Below are 25,041 nucleotides of genomic sequence, written 5' to 3' on the forward strand. Positions count from 1 at the left end.
TTCGGGGTCAAACTAGGAGAAGCCATGCAATTTCGTGAACGAACCGATGCTGAATGGAAAGAGTATTGGACACAGTATTGGAACAAGGCGAGAGAGTTAGCTGGTGGGCGCTGGGACTCCATCTTGAGAACCCTGGCCCCAAGTCTGACGGATGCCTTGAACCAAGAGGGCAAGCGTCACGTCCCCCGCCCCGTGCATGGAGGTACTGACGGCTTTCGAGTCTTCAAGAACTACCACGAAAGCGGTAGAGCTATCTGCAATACCTGCGGCCACTTCCACGATGGATTCAGTGTCCTGGAGTGGGCAAACGGTTGGACGGCGAGGCAAACGGTGGAAGCTGTGATGGCTTTCCTGACGGGTGACTCCAGTCACCGCTTCGCTGAACCGGTGCAGCGCCAGCTGCCGCCAAAGAAAGAGGCCAAGCCGACCCGGAGCAATGATGAGAAACGCGAGTCTCTGAACAAGACGATGCAGCGGGTTGTGCCCATGTCCCACCCCAGTGCCGAGCCCTTGAGGCTCTATCTGGCAAGGCGTGGGCTTGCACCGCTTAAGTCTCCTTCGGTGATGTTTCATCCCAGGCTGGCATACAGCGACGGGGATCGGATCACAGGGTTCCACCCTGCCATGGTCGCCGTCGTGCAATCCGCCACAGGTGCCCCGGTGACTCTCCACCGGACTTACCTCGATGAGGACGGCTGCAAGGCGGATGTTGCGGAAGCGAAGAAGCTAATGGCCTATTCCGATGATCTGAAGATCTTGGGCGGGGCCATTCGGCTCATGAAGCCGGGGAAGGTCCTGGGCGTAGCAGAGGGGATCGAGACTGCCTATGCCGCGAGCGAGGGTATGGGTATCCCTGTCTGGGCCACGGTTAACGCCACGATGATGGAGCACTTCGTGCCTCCTGATGAAGTGGAGTTGATCATTGTGTTCAGTGACAAGGATCGTCCCTCGCCGCGACACCCAAGAGGCCATGGCCAAGAGGCCTCCCGAGCGCTTGTGGGACGGATGTGGGCGATGAACAAGAAAGCCATGGCGATCACACCCAAGGGGGAAATTCCTGAGGGGCAGAAGTCGCTGGACTGGCTGGATGTTCTCAACCGTGACGGTGCCAAAGGGTTCCCCAGCTTCGAAGCGGTTCGCCGCGCGATGCTGGAGCAAGTCTTCGGCAAAGCCGCGTGAGGGAGTTCATTGTGTACGGAGTGATCAACTTCAACAGGATCGACACCACACCCGGTGGCAGCTCGGCGTTTGCGCCGCCTGCTGGGTTTGATGGCGACTACAGGGCGTTCCTTATCCGCAAGATGACTACCGACAACGGCGTTCGTCAACACGTGGCAACGGTTGCCCGCATGTACCGCGCTGGCGCTACACCCCCTGTCTATCTCGGCCCCTACGCAGAAATCGCGGCGGGGCTGATGCAGAGGGTGTGGACCAAGATGCATGCTTCCAGTGAAGCAGATAAAGCGAGGAGGCAGGCATTGCCCGACGCGCTATGAATGAACCGTGCCCCCTCGGGGGCTGGTTTTCCAGATTCCATCGCCAACGGTGGCATCTGGAAAGCCGCTTTCAAAGCTCTGTGGCTATGCCCTGAGTTTTAAAGTTCGCGCTGGAGAACTGAAATTCCAGAGAAGCCAGGGGGAAACTCTGATGGCTTAGGCGCTGCGTGCGGCGCCTGGAAATCACGATCTCCTCAAGTCGATGTGGACGTCTTGCTTCATGCAGGGCCTACCCCAGTCTCTAGCTCTGCTGGAGGTTGCGGTAGGCCCTGCATGGGGTGTCTGCAACCACGAGAGGAGTTCGCCAAATGGCAAATCGCATTTGCAGCCGAGGTCTCATGACCATGGCATTTAAAAGGGCTGCCACCCCGTCGCAAGACAAACGGCATTTTCAATTCGTAGCCGGGTTTCCGGTTCTTTCCACTCCAGTGGGGACACTATCCCTGCTGGGGTCGGTGTGCCTGCTGGGTTCTTGATCAAGGAGGTACACCATGGAAATCGCAACTATCGCCGACGCTGCAGACAGCAGCACTGGCATCTGCCAGGCCGCTCAGCTCCAACCGATCTCGCTTGCAGTGCTGCTCGAAAAGTACGCGCACGGCGGAGAGACCTCGCCGGAGCAAGTGAAGGATCGTGTGGCCAACGGCCTTGCTGCCGTCGAGCACACGCCCGAAGAATGGGCACCCAGGTTTCGCGAAGCACTCGACTTCACGATCCTCGGCGGGCGCATCAACGCGTCTGCCGGGCTACCAGGTGTTAAAGCGACGTGGGTCAACTGCTTCGTGCAGCCCCTATCGGACTCGCTTTGCGAATCTGTCGATGGCGTCCCCAGCATCATGGAGGCCGCTCGCCAAGCCGCACAAACTATGCGGCTTGGCGGCGGTGTGGGCTACGACTTCAGCGTGATCCGTCCGAAGGGCTCTTGGATTAGCTCTACGAAGAGTTACGCCAGTGGGCCCATCAGCTACATGCACATATTCGATTCGATGTGCAAAACCGTCATCTCTGCGGGCTCCCGTCGTGGTGCTCAGATGGGGGTGATGCGCTGCGACCACCCCGACATCTTCGAGTTCATCTCGTGCAAGAAGGTGTCGGATCTTTCTATCCCGTTGGATGCTAGGCCGCTGCGCAACTTCAACCTGTCCGTGGGCGTGACCGACAAGCTCATGCAAGCTGTAGTGGCCGATGGCAGGTTCGACCTCGTTCATGACGCGATGCCGTCCCCTACGCAGATCGCCGCTGGAGTAGTCCAGCGTAACGATGGCAAGTGGGTCTACCGCACGGTTCGCGCTCGTGACCTGTATGACGCCATCATGCAGGGCACATACGCGCGGGCTGAGCCAGGCGTACTCTTTCTGGATCGCATCCAGGAGGACAACAATCTGCGCTACTGCGAAGCGATCGCAGCGACCAACCCTTGCGGTGAAGAACCGTTGCCTCCGTACGGCTGTTGCGACTTGGGCCACCTGGCTCTGCATCGCTTCGTGACACGTACGGTGTGGGAAGGCGAGCCAGAATTCGACTTCGATAGACTGGCCCAGCTCACGCCTGTCCTGGCGCGCATGCTGGACAATGTTCTCGACCTGACGCCCTGGCCACTGCCGGAGCAAGAGGCCGAGTCGAAGGCCAAACGACGAATCGGCATAGGCTTCACTGGCCTGGCCGATGCACTCATCATGATGGGCCTGAAGTACTCCTCCGCCGAGGGCAGGGCATTTGCTGCAAAGGTGCAGGAGACGATCCGTGATGCTGCGTACGCCGGCTCCTCGGAACTAGCTATGGAGCGTGGGTCATTCCCGCTGTTCGACGCTGACCTGTACCTTGAAGGTGTAAGGGACGACATGGAGGGCACTTTCGCCAGCCAGTTGCCCGAAGGTATCAAGCAGCAGATTCGCGCACATGGGATCCGCAACAGTCACCTGCTGGCGCTGGCCCCAGCTGGCACCGGGTCGCTGACTTTCGGCAACAACTGCTCCAGCGGTTGTGAGCCTGTGTTCAGCTTCAAGGATATTCGCCGCATCGGAAAAGCAGACGGGAGCATCAGGGAGGAGGCCGTGTTGAACGCCGCCTTTCTGCGCTACCAAGAGCTGGGCGGCGACATCGAGAAACTGCCAGACTACTTCGAGAGCTCGCAGGAGCTTCCAGTCGCTGCGCACGTCGAGATGCTGAATGTGCTGACACCCATGGTGGATGCCGCAATCAGCAAGACGGTGAACATCCCGGCTGACTACCCCTACGAGGACTTCAAGTCGGTCTACATGGATGCTTGGTCAGGCGGGCTCAAAGGTTTGACGACCTACAGGCCCAACGCTGAACTGGGTTCGGTGCTCGCTGTGGACAACGGTGAAAGCAACGGCATCGGTAAGCCGAATGGCCACCCAGTGAATGACCTGGACCAGAGCGATCCTGACCGCCAAGTGCAGCTGCATGCATTGCCGGGGACGGTGATGAGCAGTCTGCAATGCTGTGGCTACCTCGGAAGCTGTGGCTGAAAAGTCAGAGACTTCTTAACCCCCTGCGAAGGGGGTTTTTCCGAGCATCTTTTGGCGAGGATGCTTCGAAAAACCGATTTCTGATCCATGTCCGTAATGGCTTGGTGAGAAGGGGCCCGCTGTCCCGCCGTCAGGCATACAGCTTATCTATGTGCCAGGCTCCTGGTGCTTAAACCTACCCATCGGGGACACACTTCCCGATGGGGAGTGGTGTGCCTGTTGGGTTCTTCAACTCAAAGAGGTATTCCATGTCTACTCAAGAAATATTGTTCACTATCGCTCTGCTTGGGTCTGCGCTCTACCTCTTCGATCGCATCGCCGGGGTCTTCGCGGCTCTGTACGCGAAAAAGAAGGCGAAGCTCGAAGCCGAGAAGGAGGCGCTTCTTAAAGCCGAGGCAGTGGCTAAAGAAAAGGCGAGGCTCGAACAGGCGAAGGAGGCCCAAAACGCCGTCCTTCAACTGGTCGAAATCGTCAACAGCATGAAGAAAGGCCTCGCGGGCTTTTCTGACGTTCTGCCTGTACCCGCACCTTCGGCCCCGTCAGGCGCTGTAGCTGCTGGAGTTCAGGAAGTACCAGCTCCTGCATCGCCCGCCTCTGCAACGGCCGATGCTGAGATGTCGCTGGAGGGGAAGATCTCGTTCCTGGCCAGCACTGTGATGGCGCAGGCCCAGCAGATGGACTCTATTCAGGCCACGCTGCGTCAACTCACAGAAGCTGGCGGTGCTCCGAAGCGTCGGTCCGCCCGCAAGGGCGCCGATGGATCGGGGATCGTCACGCCAGCCTCCCCGGCAGCCGCGTCAGCGGGAAATCGCAGCGCACGTGAAGTGCCTTCTTTGGACGGCCTGGAGAACCAGCCGCCGCTTCAAGGCGAGCGGCAAGGCGAGTTCGACATCGTGAAGTAAACCATCAACCCTTGCGGGGATAGCACCCCGCAAGGGGGCTTCTCCGCTCTTCTTGGAGAAGACTATGGAAACGAAAACGCCTGAGCCCTGGCGCCCTGATTGGTCGAAGCTGTTCGACTCCATCCTCACGGATCCAGGCGTGCTGGGGACCTACTACAGCGCCTTCCACGAGTACAGCCTGGGCAACCAGGTTCTAGCCATGATGCAGTTGGTTGATCGCGGTCTGCCCATATCGCCGATCTCCAGCTTTCACGCGTGGAAGGAAAAGGGGCGCAAGGTGGCGAAAGGGCAGAAGGCCCTAGGCCTATGGATGCCCGTCACCGTGAAGGGCGACAAGGCTCGGGGTGATGCCAAAGACGGCGATGCGGATGCTACTTCGGAAACGGGGAGCAAGCGAATCTTCGTCATACGCAACAACTGGTTTGCCTATTCGCAAACCGAACCCGATGAACGTGGAGACTGCCCGTCATACTCGCCGCCCGAGACACCTGTCTGCGGATGGGACAAAGCTCAGGCGCTGGCCGCTTTAGAGGTCACGGAAGTGCCCTTTGAAATGGTGAGCGGGAACACGCAGGGTTTTGCCAGGCCGTCGAGCAAGGAAGTGTCGATTTCGCCGTTGGCGAAGTTGCCTCACAAGACCTTGTTCCACGAATTGGCGCACTGCATTCTCCACGCCAAGGACGCCGAGTTCGCATGTCTGTTCGAGCTGGACAAGAGCATTCGAGAAGCGGAGGCTGAGGCCACCGCATTTCTCTGCTGCTCGGCTCTGGGCCTACCTGGTTTGGAGGAAGCGCGGGGCTATGTGCAAGCATGGCTTGGTAGCGGCAGCACCCGGGAGGCGTTCAAGAAGAGCGCCAGCCGGGTGTTCACGGCCGCGAACCGAATCCTCAAGGCTGGCGCTTTCGAGCACGAGCCAGGAGTGATGTCACCCGCGTCCAGTCCCGCACCCATGCAACATGCGGCCGACCCTTCAGGCCAGTGCCTTCTGTTTGTTTGAGGAGTTCAAGATGGAGATCATGATTGCTTTTGGTCCTGAGGCGAACCAGTACCGCTCTACGGGCATAGTGCTGCGCTTCGGATTCCCGACCGGAAATACTGTTGAGGTCTTCTACTCTGACTTCAGGCAGACAGGCTCCAGCTTGCGAGAGGGACACCAGCGCAAGCGGCTGGTGCTGGAGTACAACGACCAATGTTGCGTGGACGACGTGGTCACGGAAATCGAACGCGCCGCAGACGCACTGGGGATTGTGTTTGATCCGGATCCCACGCTGTCCGTCGAGGTTCCGTTGCCGCCCAGCGGCAACTGGCTCTATCTCGCAGCGCCGGTGGCCAAGCGCCTCGGTTGGAAGCTGGAGCATCCGTTCCAGCCGATTGAGCTCTCTCCATGGACCTGTGACTAGAGGTCTGAATTAACCCCCTCGGGCACCGATTGCCCCAGGGGGTCGTTGTCCGTCAAATTCACAAGGAAACGGAACATGCGCATCACCATCGCTCGCATTGAAGGTCTGCCCCACGTCGTCGCCGTACCGCGAAAGCCACTCGCTGTGCTCGGCACTCGCAGGGTGGGCTGGCTGCAATGGGTCAAGGCCAAACTTTCAGGCCGATAGTCTTTGCTCAGTCACATGGGCAAATCGGCGGCTGAGCCAGCATAGTGCTCGGTCGCTTGACGCCAAGACCTCGGTCAAAGCACTGGGTACAAGTCAGCAGTGGATGCGCCAACATCCGTCGCTGAGGCAACCCAATGACTGCAAAGGCGCTTTCGCGCGACACCCCGCACGGGTGTCTCCCAAAATCGCTTTCTTCAACGCGAACTCGTTCGCGTTAAACCCTCCCAGCTGCGGAGTAAAAGCAGCAACCTCATGCTGGCGGTCTATCCGCACGCATCCATCAACCCCGGGGGTCATTGATCCCCTGCAGGGGACGTGACTCCCTATATTCTTGGAGTCAACATGAAACCACAACAGTCAAGCGCATCGCCGAAGCGTTCCGTGCCTCGAATCATTTCGCTGGCAGAGTACCTTGCTATTCACCAGGACTACCGCACGGTATGGACGACCGAACGCACCGACTTGCCCAATTGGGAAAGCGACCGTCATAACTATGTGGGCAAGCGCACGCTGCTTCGCGAAGGCGGTTTGGAAATTGAAGGCATCTCGTTCATCATCAAGGAGGAGGACTCCGGCTGGTACGAGATTCACGGTGACAACGGCCAGCACGCGCGCCAGCAGGGCCTCAAAGAAGCTCTCCAGGTCGCGAGCGGCTTTGTCGCCATGCCGAGTCAGTACAAGGCTCACTATGAGGCGCTGTTGCGCGATACGGGGGCGGCTGCGTGGAGCTACGGCTTCTGCACCGTAGGTGTTCAGCTTGTGTCGGCATTGCGCTGAGTTCCACGCGGGAGTCTTTCCAGTCCTGCCTTGCATTTGACGTGCTGCGCGAGGCGTGGCATCATTCTTCATGGTCTAAAAATCATTCTTCATGGTCTAAATTCCGTCCTATGGGTTTTTGATCAAGAGTTCCGCGTGGTGGCCGCCGCGCAGTTCTCGGGCGAGGGCCGGCAGTTCGCGCTGCCGGCCTTCTGCTTTTCCCCCTTGCTCGGCGCCGACCATTGTCTTGCCGCTTTGCGAGATGCAGGAATGGCGTGTTCTTCGTGCGTCTGCGAAAGTGTCCGCGTGTAGAGGCTTCGCCCTTGATGGAACGACGACGCGGGTGTATTCTTCGCTGGCTGCTCACGGCGCGAGTCGCGAGCCAAGAATTCATCGATGCAGGCTTTGCCTGAATCTGAAAGCTCCAAGCTGTGGAGTCAAAACTACAGCATCAGTCAACGGGAAACCGTTTTTTCAACCCTTGGGGACTACAACCCCTTGTGGTTGTGGCCTCCTCCGTTTTGGAGGTCACATGCAGAAGTTACGCGCCCCCCGGGTGCGAGAAATGTCGAGATGGTCTAACCACTCGGCGATGGTTCGCTCTACTATGGAGCGCCTGAAGCCAAGCCTTTCGAGGTCAAGGTTGCGGCGTTTTTTTAATCAGAGCGATATGCCAATCATCCCAGTTCACTTCGACGAGAGCGACACCACGCCCGAGCGCTTGGAGGCGAGGGCGCGTGAGTTGGACATTTCTGTTGAAGCGTTGATACAAAGAGCGATCGCGGAGCACCTCGGTGCCTACGGTCTACCAGCTGTTTCGACCTCACCAGAACCCACCAACTTGAGCGAGTTGTTCCAGGCACACGGCCTGCTGAAGCAACAGCAAAAGTAGTTCTACTCAACCTTTTCCCCTGTTGGGGCTGGAGTTTCAATGTGTGAAATATCCGCCCCAATAGGGGCGATCGTGCGCGTCTGGTTCCCTGAATCGGAAGCGGTAATGGTGCCTGGGCCTAAATTCAGGCCCGTGCTCGTTCTGCAAGTGGCTACCAGAAGCGATGGGCGCCGAGAGGCGCTTGTTGCCTATGGCACCAGCCAAAACACCCGTAGCTGTGGGCTCGGGGAATTCACCGTCAAAAGCGGTGATGTCCACTGCCTGGATCGCGACACCAAGTTCTGCCTGACAAGGGCAGTTTGGTTGCCGTTGACAAAGCAGTATTTCCATACCGGCCGAGCGCAACCAGCGCCCGAGCCGCTGCGTGGAGCGTCCATGGCGTCTTTCTTCAGGGCCGCCAAGGAAGCTCGCCTCGTGTGATCTGTCTTTCAACCCTCGGGGGTTCAGCCCCCGAGGGGGCTGCGCCTTCAAATTTTTGGAGCGTAACTATGTCGACAGTCGTCAATCCCCCGTCAGTTGCACTTTCCACTGCCGAGTTGCGCAAGCGTGCTCACGTCCACAGCGCCATCGATACTCATGAGAGAGCAATGTGCCTCAGGACGGGTGTCCTGGACGTGGATCTGTTGAAGGCGGCGCACTTGACCGTTCCATCGAGCCTGGAGGATTGCGCTGTGGTCGGCGTTGCTTACGCGGCGCGGACCCTCAGCAATCTCACCCAAAGGACCGAGGCCGTCTTCCACGTCTTCGATGCCAGTGGCGAGTTGATCGGCTCCTACTTCAGTAGCGCCTTCAAGTCGTTCGCTCGCTGACGCTTCTATCTCAACCCCAGGGGGCCTGAACCCCATGGGGTGGGGCTCCCTTTTTCATCCGCGAAAGGAAACCCCATGAGCAACAAACTCAACCGCCCCGCAATCTTCACCGACAAGATGATCGAGGCCGCCGAACGCCTCTTCGAGGCGATCGCTATCGAGAGAACGTTGGACCCCATCGTCAACGGTTACAAGAAGGCAGTCCTGCTTCGCCTGCAGCTCAAGGTATCTCCCGAGTTCCAGGACGGCAGGGAGGACCTGGTGGTCCTTCACCCCGACCACGCCTATCTGCTCGCAGAAGGTGACTGGGAGTTGTACCTCGCAGAGGTTGAGAAGGCCCGAGTTGCTGCGGGCCTGCACGTCGCTGAGGCGGACCATTGCCCACTGTTGGTCGCCAATCACGAACGCCTGCGCGCCGAGAATGACCTGCTCGCTGCCGTGAGTGTGATTCCACGGTTGAAGGACTTGGGGCACCTTGGCGCGGCCAGGCTGGAGGACCGCAAGAAGGCGGTGGACTTGGCGTTGAATATGCTGAGCCCTTACGTCAAGCCCACCCAGCAAGCCATCCTCGATCTGATACGCAAGGGCCTTGAGGAAGACCCGAAGTAATCCGATGCGTCGTTGATCCGCTCTCTCCATCAGTGGCAAGAGCGGGCTTCGATGCGGTGCTGATGGCCCTCACATCGGCCGCTGCCTTCAGCTTGAACTGGGGCCGGCATGGCATGGTGTGCAATCGATCTCCTCTTTCAATCGCGCCGACATGATTCTGTCGCGCACCTTCAATACTCCCTGCCGTTATGCAGGGGGTTTTTCCAAGCCTCGCCTCTTCGAGTGGTTTGGAAAAACCTCATTCACTGCCCAGGGTAATCCTGAGTTGAGAACTCGCGCTGGAGAGACCAAAACCAGTACCCACCGGACGGCTTGCCGCTCCAAAACTCAACCCACGCGGGCCACCATCCCCGCGTGGGGGCTTGGCTCGTGTTTATTCGGAAACCAACATGACCAGCAAGACCCATGCGCTCGCCCCTCGCGCGCGCTATTCCAAGATCGGTGACCGTCGTCGGAACGCCGACGGCTCCGTGAGCACCCTTGTAGACAATGGCGATGGCAGCATCGGCACATACACCACGGGCTGCCCTGCGGCGCATCCTTTGTATCTGCACAAGCGTACCGGGATCATTTCTGCGGTGCCTGAGACCAAGGCCTCTACATGACACCCAGGCAGTACAGGAGCGCGAAGCGCAATGCGGTAGCGGCCTTGCTTGGTGGATGCAGTAGCGCCGATCTGAGCGAGCGTGAGCAGCGCATCGCGCAGTTCATCAGGCGTCAATGCCAGACGGGTTCAGACGTGCTTGTTCTACGGACTTCGTCTTTCACTCCCAATGCCGCGTCCCGCCTGAAGGTGTACCCGATGTCCATCGGGGCCCAACAAGCGGCAGCGCGGACACTGCCCTGAACCCAGGCCGGCGAAGGCGGGCGAAGGATTTCGATAGCCCTGACGGGTGCTCCCCGTCGGGAACACCTGTCGATTTTCAAGGTAGAGACTGAAATGGAAACCAACGAAATTTCAAGTGCCCAAGCGGGCATTGGCCAACTGCAAGACAGCCTTCACGCGGGTGTCGAGATGTGCGGCTACGGCATCAAGGAAGCGGGACTCAGGATCTGCCAGGATTGGCTGGCCAAACTGGCCGTGAATGCCGAGGCGGATCTGGTCGGCGACGTCGATCTTCTGATCCTGCGGCTTGATGCCTTCCGAACCTTGGCGCGCCGGATCCTGCCCATCCGCAACGGCGGCTTTGGTGGCCACGACAAGGAGGTGCTCCTCAGTGCTTTGCGAGAGGCTGGCTGCGAGATCTTTCCAACGGAGGAAGGGCTGTACAGCTACCACGGTTGCGAAGACGACTTCGAAACTTCTGCGGAGGCGATCGTGTCTGCGCTGCAGGACCATCCCGAAGTAGTGCGGGCGCTTTTGCATCAGGATGCTGGCGCTACGGCATCCTGACTCTCGGCATACCACGTAGCCAGATCGCTAGTGATTTGCGGCCTGGCTGATACCTCAACCCTGGCGGACCCTTGATCCCCGCTGGGGCAGGTGCCGCCTCATTCTATGGAAACACAATGGAGATGAAGAAAACTCCCTCGGGGGCAACGACGATCACGGTGGAGCAGCCCCAGCAAAAGATCATGGCCGCTCCAGAAAAGATGAGCCTCCCGCTGGCGCAGGGGGCCTGTGCACAGAAGGCTGCGTCTGTCTGTGGTGCGAACATCCATGAGCCAACCTCGGCTCAAGTGGATGCATTGCGTGGATTCGCGCAACGTCACGGACGCTACTGGAAGTCCAAGCTGAAGGCCATCTGGATAGATGGCAAGGAGGAGCGACATCCCGATGCATACCTCCTGCGCCAGGTGCGAAACGAGTTTGGCCCGAAATGGCTGACACGCCTCTCGCTTACCCGGTTCTCTGTGAAGACCGGAGGTCCCCATGCCTGAGGCGCACAGCCTTGAGCAACCTGGAGCCGTGGGCCGCATACGCGCGAAGTGGCGCGGTGTTGAGCCAACGTCCATGATCGTCATCGAGTATTGCGGCGACGGCGACCCCGCGTTCGGCGGCGCGGCAGACGATCGAGCGCTTGGGCCTGACGGCTACATCCTTCGACACGAACAACGGCTGCTGAAGATCGAGCCAGTGGAATTTGCCACGCTTGAAGAAGCCCATGAGGCGTCCAAGCTGGTGAAGAACCGGCGACCCCAGTCGATGTTGGGCGTTGCCCCTACCTGGCGCTAGCGCCATTTCCCCTGAACCGCCCTGGCCATGTGCCAGGGGGTTTTCCCAAGCGCGCCCTTCGCACGCTTAGGAAAACCGATTTGACTCTGCGGCGTGATGCTGCAGTGACAAGCCTCCGAGCTGACGGAGCCAAAAACTCAGCAAACCGTGCCGCCGAAAGGCGGTTGTTCATCTATCCCTGCGGGCCAGCATTCCCGCAGAGGGGGTGTTGTCTCCAGGGGTTCTCCCAATGAGGCAACACCATGAAAATCAAACCTATCGCCGAAGCGTGCATGTGGCTCCCGGGCTTCGGCCCCGAGGAAGATCCACTGCAGGTCCTGGGTCCACTTGGGGCTTCGGTGGCTACCGCTTCAGTGGCCGATGGCGTGCTCCCTTCGCTGGCGCTGAAGGGTCCGGAAATCAACAATCGGCCCATTTGGCCGGCGTTGCTGAAAGCGGATCTCGACGGTCTGTCGGGCCCGGTGGCGAAGTTCGAGGCGAACGTCGCGGCGATTGAACTCTTGCGCAAGCTGGAGGAAGAGTCCAGCGCGCCCACGTCGCGTGAGCGCGTTGTCCTCAACCGGTTCACCGGGTGGGGTGGCCTGCCGCAAGCGTTCAATCTGGCGCAGAACGACACTGCCTGGGCGACGCGTGCCGCGCAACTCAAGGAGCTGCTGAGCCCTGAAGAGTACACGGCTGCGCTGGAAAGCACCCCGAACTCGCATTACACGCCCATCGAGGTGGTGGACGCAGTTTGGGAAGCTGTCAAGGCCATGGGATTCGCCGGGGGGCGTATCGTGGAGCCCGCCAGCGGCGCTGGCTACTTCCTGGGTGCAATGCCTGAGGACGTGGCCAGCGCCAGCGTCGTGACAGCGGTGGAACTCGATTCCATACCAGCGCGGATCGCCAAGGCACTCTATCGCCCCTACGGTGTGGTGACACATCACGGCGCTTTCGAGCGCGTGCAGCTGCCGCAGGGGTTCTACGACCTCGCGATTGGCAATGTGCCCTTCGGGAATCACGGAGTAGCCGAGAGGCGCAACGTGGCGTTCGCCGATTTCACAGTGCACAACTATTTCTTTGCGAGAGCGCTGGAGCTGGTTCGTCCTGGTGGGCTTGTGGCGTTCATCACGTCGAGCTTCACCATGGATTCCGTGGATGACAAGGTGCGCAAGTACCTTGCTGGCCAGGCCAAGCTGGTAACCGCCATCCGATTGCCGAGTACAACCTTCGCGGCCATAGCTGGGACGGAGGTTGTGACAGACTTGGTGATCCTTCAGAAGTTGGCGACGCCTGTCGCGGACGTTGACAAGGCTGGGTGGACTGCATCGAAACCGGTTGCCTGGGGTTCTCCGCTGTACAGCCGCGACAGTGGCTACTGCAGCAGGTCGAACCTGATGGTGAACGAGTATTTCGTTGAGAACGCGAGCCTTGTCATCGGAAAGTTGCGCACCCGCTCTATAGGCTCCAGGACGCTCCTTGTGTGTGACTTTGAGGGCGACCTAAGGGCTGAACTGGCAGACCGGATCATGTCGATGCCGCATGGCATCTATCAGCCCACGGCGATGCGCGCAAAGCAGCACGAACGTCGAGAGGCGGTACTGCAGCTTGAAGGTGAGCATCGGCCTGGCCTCACGCTCATCGATGGCAAGGTGTTCGAGGTGATGGGCGACGAGGCCATTCCCTGCGATCTCGCAGGGCGTACGTTGGAGCGTGTGCTGGGTCTGATTCAGCTGCGCGATACGGCCCGAAAGCTGATCAAAGCGCAAACAGCCTCCGACGACGACGGCATGCTGGGCGTGTATCGCACGGCCCTCAATGTCTCCTACGACGCCTTCGTGGCGAAGAACGGGTACATAAACGACAGGGTCAATCGGCGCACATTCAAAGTCGATCCCGATCTCCCGTTGTTGCTGTCTCTGGAAGTCTGGAACGAAGAAGAGCAGCGCGCCGGCAAGGCACCAATCTTCGACCGCCGTACGGCCGGAGCATACAAGCGGGTGACCTCATGCGAAACCGCAGTGGAAGCTTTGCAAGTCAGCCTCGGTGAATCTGCTCGCGTGCTGCCGCTGCGCATAGCTGAATTGGTCGGGAAACCGGCTGACGAGGTCATGAAGGCGCTGGAGAAGGGCGGCCATGTGTACCTTGACCCGGATTCGGGGCATTGGGAGCATGCGGATACCTACCTCTCTGGCCTAGTGCGCGAAAAGCTCCTGGCAGCAGAGTCCTGTGGCGCTCGCTTCGAGCGCAACGTCGAAGCTCTCAAGGCTGTCCTTCCCGTGCCATTAGGCCCCGCCGACATCACTGCGCGCGTTGGCTCAACGTGGATACCCACAGGTGTCTACGAAGAGTTCCTGAGCACGCTGTTCGATAGGAAGGGCTTCAAGGTGACCTACGAAGCGAGCGTAGGGGCTTGGAACGTGGAGGCGCCGTGGTTCTCTGAGTCGGACGTGCGCAACAGGCAGACGTACGGAACGGGGCGTGTGAGCGCCGTAGAACTGTTCGAGATGGAGCTGAACCAGCGCAGGCCTACGGTGCACGACAAGCGCGAAGCCGGGGGGACTGTTGTGAATTCGCATGCGACCATCGCGGCGCGAGAAAAGCAGCACGACCTGAAGGCGAAGTTCGTTGAGTGGCTGTGGTCCGACAAGGGCCGAAGCGACGAGATGGCTGGCCTTTACAACAGGCTCTTCAACTCCACGGTGCCGCGCCGGTTCAACGGTGAGCACCTGGTGCTGCCAGGCATGTCCTCGATCTACTCACTGCGTCCGCACCAACGGGACGCGGTGTGGCGGATCGTGTCGAGCCAATATCCCACGTTGCTGGCCCACGTGGTCGGGGCAGGGAAGACGCTCGAAATGATCTGTGCAGGTGCGGAGCTGCGGCGATTGGGTCAGGCAAGCAAGGTGCTGTACGTGGTTCCAAATCACATGCTCTACCAGTTCGGCGCCAACTTCATGGAGGCATACCCGAGCGCCCATGTTCTGCTCGCCTCGAAAGAGGACCTGCAGGGTGATCGGCGCAGGCTCATGCTGTCACGCATCGCGACGTTCGACTGGGACGCAGTGGTGGTGACACAGGCCACGTTCGAGTCGATGAAGGTCAGTGATGACTACATGACCAGCTTTGTCGAAGAGGAGCTTGAAAAGATCGAATCGGCTATCCGTCTGCATTCCAAGGAACGCGGCAACAAGATCGTCAAGCAATTGGCGAGGGCGAAGAAGTCATGGAGGGCCAAGCTCGATAAGCTCAACAACACCCGGAAGAAGGACGCCGTTCTGGATTTCGAGGACTTGGGAGTGGACTGGCTGATGATCGATGAGAGTCAGTTCGCGAAAAACCTGTATCGCTTCTCTCAGATGGAGCGGATCGCAGGTTTGCCGTCCTCGAACTCAGACCGTGCATTTGATCTGTTCGTGAAGACGCGGTGTGTGATGGAGCGGCGTGGCGACCGGAAGGGCGTCACCTTCGCAACCGGAACGCCAATTAGCAACACGATGGCCGAGCTGTGGACTGTTATGCGATTCCTGCAGCAGTCCACCCTGGAGCGGCACCAGATTGATTGCTTCGACTCATGGGCCGCGAACTTCGCGGAATCCGTGACGGCGCTGGAGCTTGCACCTGATGGCAGTGGCTACAGGATGCAGACCCGGTTTGCACGCTTCGTGAATCTTCCTGAGCTGATGTCTATCTTCCGCATGGTGGCGGACATCCGGACCGCCGACATGCTCGATCTACCGACTCCCAAAGTCCGGAAGGAAACGGTGACGGTAGCGGGAAGTCCAGACCTGAAGGCCTTTGTTGCTGAACTCGTCGAGCGCGCGGGGAAGATCCGTAGCGGCGGTGTGAGGCCTAACAAGGACAACATGCTGAAGGTCACCAGTGACGGCCGCAAGGCGGCGCTGGACATGAGGCTGGTGGACCCATTGGCGCAAGAGCTTGAAGGGGGAAAGATCCAGGTATGCGCGAACAACGTGTACAGGATCTGGAAGGAGTACGCCGAGTCGAAGGGTGCTCAGATCATCTTCTGCGACCTATCGACACCGCGAAACGACGGGGGTTTTAGCGCCTACGACGAGATGCGGTTGAACTTGGTGCGCATGGGAATACCCTCTCATGAGATCGCCTTCATCCATGACCACGACAGCGATGCATCGAAAGATGCGTTGTTCAGGGCTGTGAGAAAAGGGGCGGTGCGCGTGGTGCTGGGGAGTACCGAGAAGCTGGGCGTAGGAACCAACATCCAGGACAGGTTGATCGCTGCTCACCATTTGGATAGCCCTTGGCGGCCGAGTGATCTGGAACAGCGTGAAGGCCGTATCGTCCGCCAGGGGAACATGTACCCTGAGGTGTTCGTCTTCACATACATCACGCAAGGTTCTTTTGATGCTTACATGTACCAGCTGCTCCATAGCAAGGCTAGGTTCATCGCGCAGATCATGACTGGCAATGCCGCGTTGCGAACTGCCGAGGACGCTGAGTTGGCTGCGCTGTCGTACGCTGAAATCAAGGCGCTGGCGTCAGGTAATCCTCTCGTGCTTCGCAAGGCAGGGGTGGACGCCGAGTTGGCGAAGCTGAACGTTCTGTACCAGGAATGGGCGAGGCAGAGCTATGCCAACAAGCGTGAGCTTGAAGGACTGCCTGCATCGATCCGGTACATGGAGGAAGCGGTCAAGCAGATCAGGATCGACATGGAGAACGCAGTGGCGGCTGACAAGGCGCCGTGTGTGAAGGTGGGGGGTAAAACCTACACCGACATGTCGAAAGCCGCGAAGGCGTTGACGGTGGCGATTCAGAGCGTTTCTGGGCGTATGCAAGAGATTGGGGCCATCAACGGTTTCAAGCTCATTGCTTCAAACCCGGCCGAACGCAGGTGTGAGCTGACTCTGCAAGGCGGCTGGGAGTATGAGCTGGGGCGGCATTCGCGTGGGGCGCAGGTCCTGCGTGCTGCTAGCTTGGAGGCGTCTCAATCGAGCCTGGAAAAGCACTTGAAGATCGCGGAGGCGCGCGTAGAAGGTCTGAACAACCAGATGCGCGAGTTGGCCGGAGTGATCGGAAAGCCATTCGACAAGCAGACCCGTCTCGATGAACTGCGCAAGCAGCAGATCGAGATCGATGCTGAGTTGGACCTGAACACAGGCGACTTGACTGCTGTCGATGAGCCGGCGCAGGCTGAGGCAGCGGTTGCTGCCTGACACTATGAGCTACCCTCGTGCCCCCTGGGGCATGGAGGGTGGTTTTTTCAAGCACCTTCCTGACCGAAAAGGGTGCTTCAAAAAATCCGAATTGTTCCGTGTGCGTAATGCACTCGGCCATGAGGCTATCGCCCTCGCCGCGAGGTATAGCGATACTCAACAGGGAGCGTTCGCGCTTCTTGAGTTGCGACCCCGGGGCGTCAACGCTCTGTTGGGGTTCATGTCCGACCGTGTTTGAGATAGGCACGGCCGATTCAGCCTACGCAGAGCCGCACCAGGCTTCGCTTGGGCATTCCCTTCCAGCCGTACCTGGCGGAAGATTTCAACCTTTGCGGGGCCTACACCCCGCAGGGGTGTGGCTCCGTTTCTTCGGAGCACTAAATATGGAAAATCAGAAATTAAGCCTGTTGGCGGCCACGCCGCGCGCCGAGCATGTGATCGGCTATGCGTTTCCCGGCAGCTCGCAGGCCACCTCTCTAGGGCATGGCTCCTCGGGATGCTTCACCATTCAAGTCGTCGGGACGGTCGCGCCAGCAGCGACGTATGGTGAGGCTAAAGAAATAGTTGTCAGGCTTGGTACTACGCCTGGTAGATGGTCTTGGGACCACCCGCTGAATACCAGCTTCTTTTCGCACCACATGCACAGCGACGGGCAACCGCTGATCGGTGTGAACGTTTGACCGCGTGCATTTAGGGGCGCTGCACGCCCTTACGCTCCTTGGCCTTGGCCAAGGGGCGTTTCTCAAGGCTCTCGAACCAAAGGTCTTCAGAAACGAGGCCCGTTGGATTCCGTTGCTCGGCGCGGTGATGCCACGGCAGGGGTGTCGCAACCGTGCGCGTGCGTGTATCATTTCGTTAACTTGCTACCCTCCCTTGGAGGGGAGCGGATTTCCCAAGTCCATGCGAAGCGTGGATTTCGGAAATCAGTTTTCTACGACGCGGCTTTGCCAAGTCATGAAGCTCCTAGCTGCAGGAGTTGAATCCGCAGAGACCTGTGCTCCTTTGGGGGCTTATTTTTCACCCTGGCGGGCTTGCTATAGCCCGCACGGGTTTAGCGTTGGCTCGCTTCTTCTCGGAGACTGCATGAGCCACGAATCGAAGTACGAGCAGCGCAAGCGCGAGCTTGTCGGCTGCCCGGGAACGACGCATGCCTTGCGCAGGCGCATTGAAGAGGACGAGCGGCGCGATTGCGTCGATGCCCTTCGCGATGCGGCTGAGTTGACAGCGCTGCTGGAGCTTCGCTGCGACGAAGCTCTTGCCTCGTCCGCACGCGAAGGCACCCAACCTCACCTCCAACGAGTTTCCATCGGCGGCACCATCAAGGTCGCATACGATGGCAGCTTCGACCGGTTCAAGGTGTGGTCGGATGCTGATGATGATCGCTATACCGTGCTCGGGCTGACCTCTCCGGAGGATGCATTGATCACTGGCATTGAGCAGGCAAAACGCATGGCGTTCATCAATGAGACTCCTGTAGCCCTGTGCTGCATGTTTGCCGGCGGCCCCTCAAGGCAGTTGGTGTTCCAACCCGGGCAGTAATGCCACACTGACCATTTTCTTTTTAACCCTGCCATGGGCGTGCTGACCCATGGGGGTCGGTGCGTTCACGGCGTTTCTCATAGGAGATAGACCATGACAGATAGCACCGCACAGACCATCCACAGGTCTTTCAAAGCCCAGGCCTCGCATTCGGACCAGACGGGCGTCAAGAAGGATGATGTGTTCAAGATCCCGCCGCATCTCCTCTTGGAGGAGCCAGGGTTCAACGAACGCGACTACGACGATCCGCGCGTAGTGGCCAAGATCGAGGAGTTCGCTCAGGCCTATGCCCGAGGGCAGTTCGTGCCGCACCTGGTGGTTCGCATTGACGCCGGCACTGGAAAGTTCTACATCGTCGAAGGCCACCAACGAACGCGGGGCGCCATGCTCGCGATCTCGCGCGGCGTGGACATTCCGCATCTGGTGTGCATACCGTTCCGTGGCAACGACATGGACCGCGTACATTGCCAGATGGACAGCCAAGACGGCCTCAAGCTCACCCCGGTGGGCATCGCTCGCAACTACCTTAAGCTGCTGCGCATGGGCGCCTCCGAAGAGGAGATCGCGAAGCGGCGCAACAAGGAACTGTCTCACGTGCAGGCCATGCTTGTGCTGGCCGAGGCACCGGTTGAGATCCAGCGGATGGTCAATATCGACCAGGTATCGGCTACCACTGCCATCGAGGTCCTGCGCGAGCGAGGCGACGGTGCTCTTGAGTTCCTGCGCAATAAGCTTCAGGAAGAGCAGGCCAAAGGAAAGACCAAGATCCGGCCTGCAGCTGTTCGCGAATGGACACCGCCACGCAAGAGCGCGATTGCGATCTATGCTTCGGTCGGCTCCTTGGTGGGCAGCCTCAAGGAAGAAGGTTTCGAGGGTGACCCCGAGACTCTGCATGGGAAGACCGTGTCAGTTGACGCTCACGCGCTGTACCAACTGATGCAGGTCTTCCGACTGGCCGAAGCACAGAAAGGTAAGCGCAACAAGGGCTCGACCTCTGGAGAGGAGTCGGCCGAGAAGGGGGCTGCAACGGACACGGCAACGTGCTCCACCAGTGACTCTCCCGATGAAAGCAAGCCACAAAACCCGCCCTCTAGCTGGGTTTCCGGGCTTGTTTCCAACACCTGACAGTGGTTTGACCACATCCCATGATCCTTGCGCCCTCGGGCGCGAGGGTTTTCCAAAGGTGCTGTGCTAGCACCTTTGGAAAGCTTTCCATCAGCACGGCTACGCCTGCTGCGAAAACTCCAGCTGAGAGTCACAATCAGCAACTCATCCCGTCCACTCCTTTGAGGCGACGAGTCAACAACCCAGCCGGGGGCAAGTTCAACCCTGGCTTCTTGTAACCCTTGGCGGGCACAGCTCCCGCGATGGGGAAGTGCCTGCCGTTCTTCGAATGAAAGGCACTGCCATGATGACTTTTTCCATGTTCCTGAACATCCTGCTGGAAGCAGAGGCCCGTCGCGATGATCCGAGCCTTCCTCAAGAGGTGCGTGATCGCTCTGCAGAAACGGTATCCCTGTGCAACCAACGGATGGAGGAAGAAGGACTGACTCGCGAGCAACTCGAAATGGAAGCGCGCGCGGAAGCCTGAACCACCTCCAGGCGCGAGGAGACCCCTTGCGCTATCACCATCCCTGACGGGCCCCGCAAGCCCCCAAGGCTGGTGCCCGTCTCCACCACTCAAAGGAAACGGGTATGACACTCGAAATGGGTAAGCATGACCAAGAGCGCCTGGCGCAAATTCAGGCCAACCGAGAGCGCATTGAAGGTCCCCGAATCGGCGATTTCGTGGTGTTCTCCACGGGTCAGATTGAACGCTTCAGTCACGCCTGGGACGACTGCCTCCAGACTTCCCCCAGCGGGTCATTCTTTCTGCATGCCTCTGGAAGCGGCGAGTTTTCAGGGGCTCTCAACCCTCACACGCCCAGGCAATCGCTGGAGCTGACCCGCGCAACTCTGCCTGGTACGTTCTGGTTCTTCCGCGATGGGCGTGCGCAGCCTGGCGGCCGTGTGGACTTCTCGATACCTTGCCGGGTCTTCCGCACCGCTGAGACGTACACCGGCTATTTGGGCACCACTTTTCAAATGGACTCCCATCGCCTCCAGACGCTCAAAGCGTTGCTGATCGAACAGGGCGTCTGATCGCTCACTTCCCAACCTGCGGGGCTTTTGTCCCGTTTGGGGCAGGGCTCCGCGTTCTATACGGAGTTCACATGAAAGCTTACGAGACCACAAAAATCGGTCATCACCGGGGCAATCCCCGTCTCTGGCTGCAGGGCCGCAAGGCCTCGCGCGCTGGGTTTCACCCTGGCAAGCGCTTCCGTGTCCGCAAGGACGAAACACGGAGCATGCTGGTGCTGGAAATTGATGCCGACGGTGAGCGCGGGGTTTCGCGCAAGATTGCTGGCGCTGGCGAGTTGCCTGTGATCGACATCAATAGCGCTGAGGACCTGGCGGTCCTAACCGGCTTCACGCGAGTGCGTGTGATTTCGCAGAAGCTGCGAATCGTCATCCTGCCCTGTGCTGTCGAGCTGGCAAAGAAAGAGCGGCTTGCGCGTTTGCGGGCAAAGATCGCAGCGGCAGCAGCCATTTCAGTCGGGTCGATCTCGCACGGTGGTGGCATCCTGGATCATGCACTGCATTCCGGAATGAGGGCCGCAGGAGTGAAGTCCCGTCTCGCCTTCGCGAACGACATCCGTCCCGAGCTGCTGGAGCACGCCAGTGCGCACAATGACGCTTGGGATGATGAGACGGTCTCGCTGGCTGCTCCTATGCAGCTGCTCGCCTTTGATGCATGGGCCATGGACCGCATCGACAAGGTTGAGGTCCTGTGCGCTGGCATTCCCTGCAGTGGAGCTTCCCGCAGCGGTAGAGCAAAGCGCGGCGCTGGCCACGCTGAAGAGCATCCGGAAGTGGGACATCTCATCGCGCCGTTTCTTGCAATCGTCGCGAAGACACAGCCTGCTGTCGTGCTCGTCGAGAACGTGGTGCCTTATCGCACTTCGGCCTCGATGTTCATCTTGCGGCACCAGTTGCGAGACCTCGGGTACCAGGTGCACGAAGCAGTGCTTCATGCGTCCGAGTGGAATGTCCTAGAAAACCGTGAACGCCTGTGCATGGTCGCTACTACTGAGGGGCTCGACTTTGATTTCGCATTGCTGAGCCGCCCAGTCAAGGTGGAGCGACGCATCGCCGAGATTCTTGAAACAGTAGCCCCGGATGATGATCGCTGGTCAACCATGGCGGGCCTCTTGGCCAAGCAAGACCGCGATCGCGAGAAGGGGAACAGTTTCAAGATGCAGATCGTCACGGCGGACAGCACATCCTGCCCAACGATCACGAAAGGCTATGCCAAGGTGCGCAGCACGGATCCGAAGCTGCGCAGCAGCCACGACCCGAGCTTGCTTCGCCAGTTCACTCTGCTGGAGCATGCACGGTTGAAGGGCGTACCGGCGTTTCTCATCAAAGGTCTGGGGCTGACTTTGGGCCATGAGCTGCTTGGGCAGAGCGTGTGCTACCAGCCATTTGAGGCCGTGGGAGAACTGCTTGGCGAGTTCATTTTGGCCGATGCCGGCGTGTTGCGCGCGCCAGCCAGATTGGCTGCCAACGAGCTCCCCAATGCATCTCTAGCGAGCGTGCTTACCACGGCATTGCAATACGCGCCCGTCGTCGAACCTGCGCAGCTCTCACTTCTTGAGTGAGGCCTGCAGGTCGAGGACCTAGGCATTCCCGCTTCGGCGGTCCAGCTCGTGCACTTACGTGCGCGGGCTTTCCAAAGCCTCCAGCAGGTGGCTTTGGAAAGCAAATTCATCTCCATGGCTTTCTGCCTTGGTCTGAAGCGGTAGCTGTCCGCGCCTCGTGCACATCAGCATTCGTCACGCACATCTGTGCGAACTCTTAACCCTGTGGGTGCACTAGCCCAGCGGGGTGGGGCGCCTCGATTTCTTGGTCCCCTGTCTGAGCAATTTGATCCATGCGGCACGCACCCGCGATGCTACCGATCAATGCGCTTTAAACCCCGGGCGGGGCTCATCCCTGCCGGGGATGGACTCGCCCATTTCAAAGGAGAGTTCTATGACTATGCCATCAGCTAAGTTGGCTTGTACTGCAAGCGCCCAGAGGTTCGAGGAATGGAAGCGGCGGCCTGTGTATATGGCCCATTGCTTCACGGCGAACCTCGCGCGCCAGCTCTGCGGAGTCCAGCTCAAGCCTGGCGAAGGCATGGCGAGCGTAATGGGCATCCCTGAGGCGATGGGGCTTAGCACCTTTCGCGCGCTGGCGCCGTTCCGCTCCGCCGAGGCCAATGAGCTTCGCAGCAGTGTTGCGGCTCTTGCGCGCCGCATGCGCCGCGAACGGCTCGTCGTCGCGTGACGCGCATGGGAAGTCCGACCTTAGACGAGGTGTTCGTTCTAACCAGCGAGAAGCGTCAACGCTTTTGGCTGCAAGTGCGCACCACCTATGTGCTGCCCAGCTTTCAACTGATACGGATCATCCGGTCCGTTGAGTCGTATTCGCCGCTGATGCGTGCTGCGGCTCTTCGCAACCTGGTCTGTTCGGCTCCCTATGAGGTCACTCGCGGGCGCTGCTACCCGGAGAGGCGCAGGCTTGTCCGTGCGTACTTTTGGGTGTAGTTGGTTTAAACCGAAATCGCTTTTTCAACCTGCGGGCAGAGTTCCCGCAGGGGGCTCTGTCCGACTTTTTGGATGGAGCACAAGATGGACTTGAGGATAAGACCGCGAGACCTCCAGACACTGCACGATGCAGTGGTCCCCGAGGACACCCCGGAACGCCGTGAAGCGTACAGCTTGGGGAATTTCTCGCAGGCAATGAGGTGCAAGAACTGGGATCTGCGTTACCGCTGGGATTTACTCCGCGCCAGTCGCCTTCGTCTCGGCGGCGGCATGTTGGCGAGAGGCGATCTCAATCTGTACGCCTATCTAAATGACAGGCACATCGATGACGCCTTGCGCAGCATCGTCCCACCTCTGAAGGCAACGGGCGGTAATCGTTCGTCAAATCCGGAGCACCACGCGGGCAACGCCCGTTGAATCGAACCCTTCTGCCAAGGGCTTCACGTCTACGCGCCTCCTGAGGTGCGGCTTACCAACCCTGCTGGGGATCCTCCCCGGCAAGGGGGTGAGCCAGCGCAATCAATAAAGGAGTCTGCCTATGGCGAATTTGCTTGGAATGTCGTTCCTGCTGTTCGTATTTCTGTTGCCTGCATTCATCGCTTTGCCGATGCTTGGCGGAATGGCGCTGCGAGCATTTCTTAACTCACGGTCTACCTGGATCGTCACAGCCCTTCTCATGCCACACTTGGCCTCCAAGTCGCTAGATGGGATGTACGATGCGGCGATGTCTGGCAACACCTCGCTCACCCTGGTGTATTTGGCAGCTTTCGCCGCCATCGTGCTGGGTATCCGGTCGATCATGAAGCATGCGCTGCATAAGTAAAATCACGTTGGAGTTATGCGGCTGCATACGGAGAAGGAACATCATGAATGAGTTTTTGAACGATCCTGTGGCGCTGGGCACGGTAATCTTTGCCGTGCTCATAAACCTTGCTGTCGTCGGCCTTAAATGGCAGTCGTCTTCGAAAAAGGGTGCCGCGTTGTGTGAAGGCAATAACGATTAAGTGTTAGGCGCAGCATGGCGCCTAGAATGAAAAGGCAGGCTGCGCATCGCGTGGTCTGCCTTTTTTGTCTTCCGAGTGCCTGAGCATCTTGACGCGGTAGGCTGCGTGGAATATAAGAAGGGCATGCCTGACATCGTTCATCAAATCCTTTCTGATCGTATCTTGCTCGGGACAATCGTCCTGGCAGTTTTCGTCAATCTGGGCGCGCTCGGGTTGCGGTGGGAGCGCTCGCGACAGCAGGCCAAAGGTCTGCCTTGTGTCGAGGAAGCCCGTTGAAGCCCACGACAAGCCTTCAAGCCCCTTCGAGCTTGTTGCTCAAAGCGCCCTTGGGGCGGTTTGAAGAACTAGTTTTTTTCCATCGGCCTAGTGAGATGGAGTCAAAGCGGTAGCTGGCCGCGCATCTAGCGATGCAGCAACTTTCAGCCGTGCTTGCACGGCTTTTTTCAACCCACTGGGAATCTCTTCCAGTGGGAAGACGATTCCCGAAAAGGAGTCGTATGTCTTTTCAAAACTCTCCCCCGCAGAGAGAGGGACTTCAGGCGTTCGGTCACCGAAAAATGGTGAATCCGAGTTCGCAGCAGTCACATCACAAACTTTCCCTTGACATCGTGCGAAGCGCTCTGTTTGCGTGCGGTGAGCCCTGCAACCTTGAGCAGGTCTCCTTCTATCCCGACATCGAGTCCATGGCTGCGCGTCAACGCGAGAGCAAGAACTGGAGTCAAGGCGAAATATTTGTCTTTTCGCGCGCGGAAAATTGCTTCCTTATCGCGAAACAGATTGCCCCAAGTAGTTGTGAATTCTTAGTCGTTACCCATGACGGCTATCAAGATGTATTAACTGCATACCTTTTTGGCAAGGAAGAGTTAGTAGCTGCACTGAAGAGCTACATTCGGTAGGCAAGACATTTCGCATTTAAACCCTGCCAAGTGGCTGGGGAGATTTTTTAACCCGCGA

26 protein-coding genes are annotated in these 25,041 nt (G+C 59.0%); all 26 read left to right on the forward strand.

Going from position 1 to position 25,041, the window contains the following annotated elements:
* Positions 1 to 24: 24 nt before the first annotated feature.
* The gene (locus tag KDK82_RS30205) at positions 25 to 1,179 is read left to right on the forward strand and encodes a toprim domain-containing protein (protein WP_179218015.1); all 1,155 of its coding nucleotides are present in this window, start codon (positions 25 to 27) and stop codon (positions 1,177 to 1,179) included.
* Positions 1,180 to 1,199: 20 nt separating this feature from the next.
* Positions 1,200 to 1,496: a hypothetical protein gene (locus KDK82_RS30210; RefSeq protein ID WP_143343562.1), complete on the forward strand. Its 297-nt coding sequence runs from the start codon at positions 1,200 to 1,202 to the stop codon at positions 1,494 to 1,496.
* A 491-nt stretch (positions 1,497 to 1,987) separates the two neighbouring features.
* On the forward strand, positions 1,988 to 3,988 hold the full coding sequence (locus KDK82_RS30215; protein ID WP_088167067.1) for an adenosylcobalamin-dependent ribonucleoside-diphosphate reductase: 2,001 nt from the start codon (positions 1,988 to 1,990) through the stop codon (positions 3,986 to 3,988).
* 248 nt (positions 3,989 to 4,236) lie between these two features.
* A complete protein-coding gene (locus KDK82_RS30220) occupies positions 4,237 to 4,890 on the forward strand; it encodes a hypothetical protein (RefSeq protein WP_088167068.1) in 654 nt (217 codons plus the stop codon).
* Between the two features lie 64 nt (positions 4,891 to 4,954).
* Positions 4,955 to 5,887, forward strand: a complete 933-nt coding sequence (locus KDK82_RS30225) for an ArdC-like ssDNA-binding domain-containing protein (protein WP_143343563.1) — start codon at positions 4,955 to 4,957, stop codon at positions 5,885 to 5,887.
* A 10-nt stretch (positions 5,888 to 5,897) separates the two neighbouring features.
* A complete protein-coding gene (locus KDK82_RS30230; protein WP_143343564.1) occupies positions 5,898 to 6,290 on the forward strand; it encodes a hypothetical protein in 393 nt (130 codons plus the stop codon).
* Between the two features lie 549 nt (positions 6,291 to 6,839).
* Positions 6,840 to 7,274, forward strand: coding sequence for a hypothetical protein (locus KDK82_RS32905; protein ID WP_179218016.1), 435 nt, complete (start codon positions 6,840 to 6,842; stop codon positions 7,272 to 7,274).
* A 649-nt stretch (positions 7,275 to 7,923) separates the two neighbouring features.
* Positions 7,924 to 8,145: a hypothetical protein gene (locus tag KDK82_RS33030; RefSeq protein ID WP_088167070.1), complete on the forward strand. Its 222-nt coding sequence runs from the start codon at positions 7,924 to 7,926 to the stop codon at positions 8,143 to 8,145.
* 488 nt (positions 8,146 to 8,633) lie between these two features.
* Positions 8,634 to 8,954, forward strand: coding sequence for a hypothetical protein (locus KDK82_RS30245; RefSeq protein ID WP_143343566.1), 321 nt, complete (start codon positions 8,634 to 8,636; stop codon positions 8,952 to 8,954).
* Positions 8,955 to 9,029: 75 nt separating this feature from the next.
* The gene (locus KDK82_RS30250) at positions 9,030 to 9,563 is read left to right on the forward strand and encodes a hypothetical protein (protein WP_088167072.1); all 534 of its coding nucleotides are present in this window, start codon (positions 9,030 to 9,032) and stop codon (positions 9,561 to 9,563) included.
* Between the two features lie 389 nt (positions 9,564 to 9,952).
* Positions 9,953 to 10,168: a hypothetical protein gene (locus KDK82_RS32445; protein WP_143343567.1), complete on the forward strand. Its 216-nt coding sequence runs from the start codon at positions 9,953 to 9,955 to the stop codon at positions 10,166 to 10,168.
* A 335-nt stretch (positions 10,169 to 10,503) separates the two neighbouring features.
* The gene (locus tag KDK82_RS30255) at positions 10,504 to 10,956 is read left to right on the forward strand and encodes a hypothetical protein (protein ID WP_046988536.1); all 453 of its coding nucleotides are present in this window, start codon (positions 10,504 to 10,506) and stop codon (positions 10,954 to 10,956) included.
* A 116-nt stretch (positions 10,957 to 11,072) separates the two neighbouring features.
* A complete protein-coding gene (locus tag KDK82_RS30260; protein WP_088167073.1) occupies positions 11,073 to 11,444 on the forward strand; it encodes a hypothetical protein in 372 nt (123 codons plus the stop codon).
* A 73-nt stretch (positions 11,445 to 11,517) separates the two neighbouring features.
* Positions 11,518 to 11,739 carry a hypothetical protein gene (locus KDK82_RS30265; RefSeq protein ID WP_143343568.1) on the forward strand — a complete coding sequence of 74 codons (222 nt, stop codon included), beginning with the start codon at positions 11,518 to 11,520 and terminating at the stop codon, positions 11,737 to 11,739.
* 242 nt (positions 11,740 to 11,981) lie between these two features.
* Positions 11,982 to 16,913 carry a DEAD/DEAH box helicase family protein gene (locus tag KDK82_RS30270; protein ID WP_088167075.1) on the forward strand — a complete coding sequence of 1,644 codons (4,932 nt, stop codon included), beginning with the start codon at positions 11,982 to 11,984 and terminating at the stop codon, positions 16,911 to 16,913.
* Between the two features lie 383 nt (positions 16,914 to 17,296).
* Entirely contained in the window at positions 17,297 to 17,593 is a 297-nt protein-coding gene (locus tag KDK82_RS32450; protein WP_143343569.1) for a hypothetical protein, read from the forward strand.
* 403 nt (positions 17,594 to 17,996) lie between these two features.
* A complete protein-coding gene (locus KDK82_RS30280; protein WP_088167077.1) occupies positions 17,997 to 18,452 on the forward strand; it encodes a hypothetical protein in 456 nt (151 codons plus the stop codon).
* A gap of 93 nt (positions 18,453 to 18,545) precedes the next feature.
* Complete coding sequence (locus tag KDK82_RS30285) at positions 18,546 to 19,577, forward strand: hypothetical protein (RefSeq protein ID WP_179218017.1); 1,032 nt, start codon at positions 18,546 to 18,548, stop codon at positions 19,575 to 19,577.
* 283 nt (positions 19,578 to 19,860) lie between these two features.
* The gene (locus KDK82_RS30290; protein WP_143343570.1) at positions 19,861 to 20,043 is read left to right on the forward strand and encodes a hypothetical protein; all 183 of its coding nucleotides are present in this window, start codon (positions 19,861 to 19,863) and stop codon (positions 20,041 to 20,043) included.
* Between the two features lie 104 nt (positions 20,044 to 20,147).
* Positions 20,148 to 20,594: a hypothetical protein gene (locus KDK82_RS30295; protein ID WP_088167079.1), complete on the forward strand. Its 447-nt coding sequence runs from the start codon at positions 20,148 to 20,150 to the stop codon at positions 20,592 to 20,594.
* Positions 20,595 to 20,665: 71 nt separating this feature from the next.
* Positions 20,666 to 22,153, forward strand: a complete 1,488-nt coding sequence (locus tag KDK82_RS30300) for a DNA cytosine methyltransferase (RefSeq protein WP_088167080.1) — start codon at positions 20,666 to 20,668, stop codon at positions 22,151 to 22,153.
* Between the two features lie 373 nt (positions 22,154 to 22,526).
* Positions 22,527 to 22,823, forward strand: a complete 297-nt coding sequence (locus KDK82_RS30305; RefSeq protein WP_088167108.1) for a hypothetical protein — start codon at positions 22,527 to 22,529, stop codon at positions 22,821 to 22,823.
* A 798-nt stretch (positions 22,824 to 23,621) separates the two neighbouring features.
* Positions 23,622 to 23,906, forward strand: a complete 285-nt coding sequence (locus KDK82_RS30320; protein ID WP_143343571.1) for a hypothetical protein — start codon at positions 23,622 to 23,624, stop codon at positions 23,904 to 23,906.
* Positions 23,907 to 23,949: 43 nt separating this feature from the next.
* Complete coding sequence (locus KDK82_RS32910) at positions 23,950 to 24,087, forward strand: hypothetical protein (RefSeq protein ID WP_179218018.1); 138 nt, start codon at positions 23,950 to 23,952, stop codon at positions 24,085 to 24,087.
* A gap of 123 nt (positions 24,088 to 24,210) precedes the next feature.
* Positions 24,211 to 24,363 carry a hypothetical protein gene (locus KDK82_RS32915; RefSeq protein ID WP_179218019.1) on the forward strand — a complete coding sequence of 51 codons (153 nt, stop codon included), beginning with the start codon at positions 24,211 to 24,213 and terminating at the stop codon, positions 24,361 to 24,363.
* Positions 24,364 to 24,584: 221 nt separating this feature from the next.
* The gene (locus tag KDK82_RS32455; RefSeq protein ID WP_143343572.1) at positions 24,585 to 24,983 is read left to right on the forward strand and encodes a hypothetical protein; all 399 of its coding nucleotides are present in this window, start codon (positions 24,585 to 24,587) and stop codon (positions 24,981 to 24,983) included.
* Positions 24,984 to 25,041: the final 58 nt, after the last annotated feature.

Source organism: Delftia sp. K82, assembly GCF_002193035.1.
GTDB classification, from domain to species: domain Bacteria; phylum Pseudomonadota; class Gammaproteobacteria; order Burkholderiales; family Burkholderiaceae_C; genus Comamonas; species Comamonas acidovorans.

What these genes read in the sequence shown, in the direction of transcription:
- KDK82_RS30285 (WP_179218017.1), top strand. Translation starts at nt 18,546, where the DNA reads ATGACAGATAGCACCGCACAGACCATCCACAGGTCTTTCAAAGCCCAG.
- KDK82_RS30220 (WP_088167068.1), top strand. Translation starts at nt 4,237, where the DNA reads ATGTCTACTCAAGAAATATTGTTCACTATCGCTCTGCTTGGGTCTGCG.
- KDK82_RS30260 (WP_088167073.1), top strand. Translation starts at nt 11,073, where the DNA reads ATGGAGATGAAGAAAACTCCCTCGGGGGCAACGACGATCACGGTGGAG.
- KDK82_RS30300 (WP_088167080.1), top strand. Translation starts at nt 20,666, where the DNA reads ATGAAAGCTTACGAGACCACAAAAATCGGTCATCACCGGGGCAATCCC.
- KDK82_RS30305 (WP_088167108.1), top strand. Translation starts at nt 22,527, where the DNA reads ATGACTATGCCATCAGCTAAGTTGGCTTGTACTGCAAGCGCCCAGAGG.
- KDK82_RS32445 (WP_143343567.1), top strand. Translation starts at nt 9,953, where the DNA reads ATGACCAGCAAGACCCATGCGCTCGCCCCTCGCGCGCGCTATTCCAAG.
- KDK82_RS30295 (WP_088167079.1), top strand. Translation starts at nt 20,148, where the DNA reads ATGACACTCGAAATGGGTAAGCATGACCAAGAGCGCCTGGCGCAAATT.
- KDK82_RS30265 (WP_143343568.1), top strand. Translation starts at nt 11,518, where the DNA reads ATGATCGTCATCGAGTATTGCGGCGACGGCGACCCCGCGTTCGGCGGC.
- KDK82_RS32905 (WP_179218016.1), top strand. Translation starts at nt 6,840, where the DNA reads ATGAAACCACAACAGTCAAGCGCATCGCCGAAGCGTTCCGTGCCTCGA.
- KDK82_RS30245 (WP_143343566.1), top strand. Translation starts at nt 8,634, where the DNA reads ATGTCGACAGTCGTCAATCCCCCGTCAGTTGCACTTTCCACTGCCGAG.
- KDK82_RS30255 (WP_046988536.1), top strand. Translation starts at nt 10,504, where the DNA reads ATGGAAACCAACGAAATTTCAAGTGCCCAAGCGGGCATTGGCCAACTG.
- KDK82_RS32910 (WP_179218018.1), top strand. Translation starts at nt 23,950, where the DNA reads ATGAATGAGTTTTTGAACGATCCTGTGGCGCTGGGCACGGTAATCTTT.
- KDK82_RS30230 (WP_143343564.1), top strand. Translation starts at nt 5,898, where the DNA reads ATGGAGATCATGATTGCTTTTGGTCCTGAGGCGAACCAGTACCGCTCT.
- KDK82_RS30270 (WP_088167075.1), top strand. Translation starts at nt 11,982, where the DNA reads ATGAAAATCAAACCTATCGCCGAAGCGTGCATGTGGCTCCCGGGCTTC.
- KDK82_RS30320 (WP_143343571.1), top strand. Translation starts at nt 23,622, where the DNA reads ATGGCGAATTTGCTTGGAATGTCGTTCCTGCTGTTCGTATTTCTGTTG.
- KDK82_RS30205 (WP_179218015.1), top strand. Translation starts at nt 25, where the DNA reads ATGCAATTTCGTGAACGAACCGATGCTGAATGGAAAGAGTATTGGACA.
- KDK82_RS30290 (WP_143343570.1), top strand. Translation starts at nt 19,861, where the DNA reads ATGATGACTTTTTCCATGTTCCTGAACATCCTGCTGGAAGCAGAGGCC.
- KDK82_RS32455 (WP_143343572.1), top strand. Translation starts at nt 24,585, where the DNA reads ATGTCTTTTCAAAACTCTCCCCCGCAGAGAGAGGGACTTCAGGCGTTC.
- KDK82_RS30250 (WP_088167072.1), top strand. Translation starts at nt 9,030, where the DNA reads ATGAGCAACAAACTCAACCGCCCCGCAATCTTCACCGACAAGATGATC.
- KDK82_RS32915 (WP_179218019.1), top strand. Translation starts at nt 24,211, where the DNA reads ATGCCTGACATCGTTCATCAAATCCTTTCTGATCGTATCTTGCTCGGG.
- KDK82_RS30215 (WP_088167067.1), top strand. Translation starts at nt 1,988, where the DNA reads ATGGAAATCGCAACTATCGCCGACGCTGCAGACAGCAGCACTGGCATC.
- KDK82_RS30280 (WP_088167077.1), top strand. Translation starts at nt 17,997, where the DNA reads ATGAGCCACGAATCGAAGTACGAGCAGCGCAAGCGCGAGCTTGTCGGC.
- KDK82_RS30225 (WP_143343563.1), top strand. Translation starts at nt 4,955, where the DNA reads ATGGAAACGAAAACGCCTGAGCCCTGGCGCCCTGATTGGTCGAAGCTG.
- KDK82_RS32450 (WP_143343569.1), top strand. Translation starts at nt 17,297, where the DNA reads ATGGAAAATCAGAAATTAAGCCTGTTGGCGGCCACGCCGCGCGCCGAG.
- KDK82_RS33030 (WP_088167070.1), top strand. Translation starts at nt 7,924, where the DNA reads ATGCCAATCATCCCAGTTCACTTCGACGAGAGCGACACCACGCCCGAG.